This window comes from Xenorhabdus sp. BG5, assembly GCF_015163665.1.
In the GTDB taxonomy this organism is placed as follows: domain Bacteria; phylum Pseudomonadota; class Gammaproteobacteria; order Enterobacterales; family Enterobacteriaceae; genus Xenorhabdus.
In genome coordinates this window covers 1-3,495 of sequence record NZ_JADEUG010000064.1, presented here as the reverse complement: position 1 = coordinate 3,495, position 3,495 = coordinate 1, and the positions used below count along the sequence as shown (strand labels likewise).

General features: G+C 48.5%; 3 protein-coding genes and 1 pseudogene. 3 read left to right on the top strand and 1 reads right to left on the bottom strand.

The features are described 5' to 3' along the window. The coding region (locus IQ209_RS17735; RefSeq protein WP_193852505.1) for a type VI secretion system baseplate subunit TssF at positions 1 to 1,260 on the bottom strand (1,260 nt) is incomplete at its 3' end. A 660-nt stretch (positions 1,261 to 1,920) separates the two neighbouring features. On the opposite strand from IQ209_RS17735, the gene IQ209_RS17730 reads away from it, so the two are divergent. The 3 genes and pseudogenes from IQ209_RS17730 (at position 1,921) to IQ209_RS17720 (ending at position 3,404) form a co-directional block, all read left to right on the top strand. Further along, the gene (locus IQ209_RS17730) at positions 1,921 to 2,097 is read left to right on the top strand and encodes a hypothetical protein (protein ID WP_193852504.1); all 177 of its coding nucleotides are present in this window, start codon (positions 1,921 to 1,923) and stop codon (positions 2,095 to 2,097) included. Positions 2,098 to 2,322: 225 nt separating this feature from the next. Then, positions 2,323 to 3,192: pseudogene (locus tag IQ209_RS17725) on the top strand (integrase domain-containing protein). A gap of 17 nt (positions 3,193 to 3,209) precedes the next feature. After that, positions 3,210 to 3,404: a hypothetical protein gene (locus tag IQ209_RS17720; RefSeq protein ID WP_193852503.1), complete on the top strand. Its 195-nt coding sequence runs from the start codon at positions 3,210 to 3,212 to the stop codon at positions 3,402 to 3,404. Positions 3,405 to 3,495: the final 91 nt, after the last annotated feature.

Below are 3,495 nucleotides of genomic sequence, written 5' to 3'. Positions count from 1 at the left end.
TGCGCCTTGTTCCAGCGTCAGGGCCTGCTCATGGTAGCCGATGAAAGAGCACGAGACAGCAATCTCCGGCAGATTGTTTGCCGGGTTGCCGGTCAAATCAAAAAAGCACAGTCGGTGCCGGATTCTGCCCAGAAAATCAGACTCAGTCTGGAGCTGGTAGTAAAACGTGTCGGGCGGCGCATCGTCATCGAAAAAACGTCCGGCGGGAACAAACTGCTCAATCGGCAGCCAGTGATAAGGCGTGCCACGCTGCTCGCTGTCTTCGGGCTGCACCACCACCTGAACCGCCCGCAGCCGGTACAAGCACCCCGATTCCCCCAATGGCAGCGGATAGCGGTGATTACCGGCTTCCAACCGGACAGGCGGGGTGGTTTGGTTTTCCAGATGAATCGCCGGAACACAACCCAACAAAAATGCCCCCTCGACATCATCCAGCGGCAATTCGCCCCTGAAACGCAAAATCAGCTCAAACGTGCCATCATCATTCAGCGGGACTTTGGCGCAACTGTTGCTGATATCCAGCGTGACAAAGTTATAAAGCGCCGGCAACGCATAGTATTCCACCAACGGTTGCAGGCCGGAATAGGGACTTTTGGCGGTGGGCAGCAACGGTTCGTCAAGCAGGCCATGCCAGCCACAAGGAAAACATTTCATTGTTCGCCGTTCGCCCTGTGTGTTCAGGCTGACATCACAGATATGTTGATCCAGCCACAGGTTGAGCTGGGCGGCGCGCTCTGTGTCAGTGCCAAGGAAAAAAGATAAGGCTCCGCTTTGCCAGCAAGAAGACGCCGAACCGGTTTGGCATAGTGTCAGGATAATTTCACTGTGAGTGCCCGTTTTCCTGACGGCGCGCTCCTGCACAATCAAGGGTTCAATATGCAAAGGACGGCAGGTTTTAAAGTCGAGCAATTGCCCGTTAAGGCTGGCAGTCACTGACGTTCCCTGTGGGATATCAGCCGTGCCCTGATGTTCATCATCCGTGGGCGTAAACTGCACTAGCGTTGTCGGTGGGATTGGAGACAGGGCTAACGGCCAGATACGGGAGAGAAGACCGTGAACAATTTCGGGAAAATCATCCGCCAGCTTATCCCGCAGATTGGCAATTAAGAAGGCAAAGGCTTCGAAAACCCGTTGAATATCGGGATCATGAGAGGAAACCAGAAATTCAGCCAGATGCGGCGACTCTTTCGCGATGTACCCAGCCAGCTCTCGCAGGTAAGCGCGCTCTTTTAGGTAGAGCGATTCCTTGGCGTTTTTCATTGAATTTAACTTATGCTTTATTCACTAGGGTCGGTATTATGCTGAATATCAGCGAGATCAAATGCGTAATTGAACAGTAAAGCACATTTATTCTACACATTAATCCATCAAATTAATTAACGAATTAAATCCAATTTTTGACTGGTTTTGGCGGGATATAGGGGGATTATCGGAATATGCACGGTAATTCAGGCAAAAATCAGGCTGGCGGGAATCCTTAACGGCTTGACTCCCTCCTATCTGACCGTTAACATTTCATTCTACAAAAATGATCCCTCGCCTGTCAGGATCGCCTTCGGGTGGCGAACGAAAACTCCCGTAGCCTGCAAGGGAGAGCAAGCATTGCGGTACATCTGCGCACCTTTGGAAGCAGATATTGTCAGACATAAACTCCTTGTCTGGTAATGAAGGTTTCTTAAACTAAAAATACGCCAAAAAGGTGTTTTTATCTTGTCGCCGAAGTGTGTTGAACGTGGGTTCATACACTGACTTTTCAAATCAACATAAATCCTATTTATCTTCAATAAACAACAGGATGGTTTTTGCGCATCCGTTCATACTTTTATCTATCCCTGTTTGAATTATTCAGCGGATAAGTTTCCACACGCAAATAATTAACTCATAACTACCGTTTGACTCCGAACCTTGCGGCGTTTTGCTGTGCCTACGAGCATTTCAACTCTTGCATCATTCTTGTTGACCGTTCGCGGAACCCAAGGCGTCACTTTTTGCGGATTTATCGCTGAAAGTGACGCCGCAGCCAAAGAACAACCGAACCCTGATAGGATCACACCTGCTTCACCAAGCAGTGAATCTGAAACTGCATTTTTAGATTGAAAAAGGAGAAATTGACGATATCGAGGCTGGCTTTTAGCCGGTGGGGATGACCTGTTAACACAGGCGGCAGTACTGCGTACTCAACCGATGCCCCGCAATACCTCAACCTGCGTTCACTCTGGCGCACAGATATCGATCAAGGGCAAGGCAAGTATTTTCTGTTTTGCTCGAACGGTCGCGCGCCAGAGATCGCATGTTATTAGGTATAAGTAGCGGGAGAAACTGATGAGCCGATTGATTAAAGAATTAAAATTTTTTGCCTGACAGGGTGGCGGCAGCCATAAGACCTGCCATGACCGTATTCGGATTGCAGGTCGTTTTGGCGCGCTGTTATTGAGCCTGAATATTCAGATTAAAAGCCTCAATAATCTGAAAACCAAACATGTAGAGCATTACGTTGATGCCCGTTTATCTCAGGGGATCACCAAGCGCACAGTACAAAATGAAATGTCCGCACTGCGTAATATTTTTCGCATGGCTGGCAGGGAAAAACTGGAAACTTCTCCAAGACTGAGTAATCAGGCATTAGGGTTAAGTGGAACCAGCCGCGCCGGAACGAAACAAGCAATCCCTGATGCCACGTTTCAGATTATTTATCAAAAAGCCCTTGAACGTGATGTCGGATTTGCCGTCACACTGAAACTAGCCCGATTGCTGGGATTACGTTCTCAGGAAGCGGTGCAATGCAGTGCTTCGTTGAAAAGCTGGCGCAAACAATTAGAACAACCTGAGCCGAAACTGCATGTTGTCTTTGGAACAAAGGGTGGTCGACCCCGGCAAACCCACGTATTGAATATTGCAGCAGTAAAAGAAGCTGTAGAACAGGCAATTGTTGTTGCCGAGCAACAAGGTGGCAGGCTGATTGATAAACCAGACCTCAGGCAGGCCATGAATTACTGGCGGGCACATACCACAAAGATAGGTTTAACAGGCTGTCATTCTCCCCACAGTTTGCGCTATGCATGGGCGCAGGATGCTCTGGTGTTTTACCAACAAAATGGTTTTAGTCGTCAGGAAGCTCGAGCATTGGTTTCAATGGATTTAGGTCATGGTGATGGTCGCGGGCGGTATGTAGAACGAGTTTATAGCCGTTAAACTTAGTCGTTCAGTTATTGAGTAAACTAAAACAATCAGTTAAAGTATTCCCGCCATTGGCACAATCCAATGGTCAAGGCGTCGCGGCCTTGTGTAACTATACACTGGTAGGAAGTTTCTACCAGTGCGTCTGTTATCACCCTTTCAATGGTGGTTCAGGCAGGGAAGGCTTCGGCCTTGCCGGTCATAGTTACGCTGGATTAACGCAATAAGTGCAACATGCGCCCGGTATAGGCTTCCATTGGCGTCAGCCCATTTAAAATCTTTCTTGGTGTCATATTCAGCCTCAATTCCATATCGCTG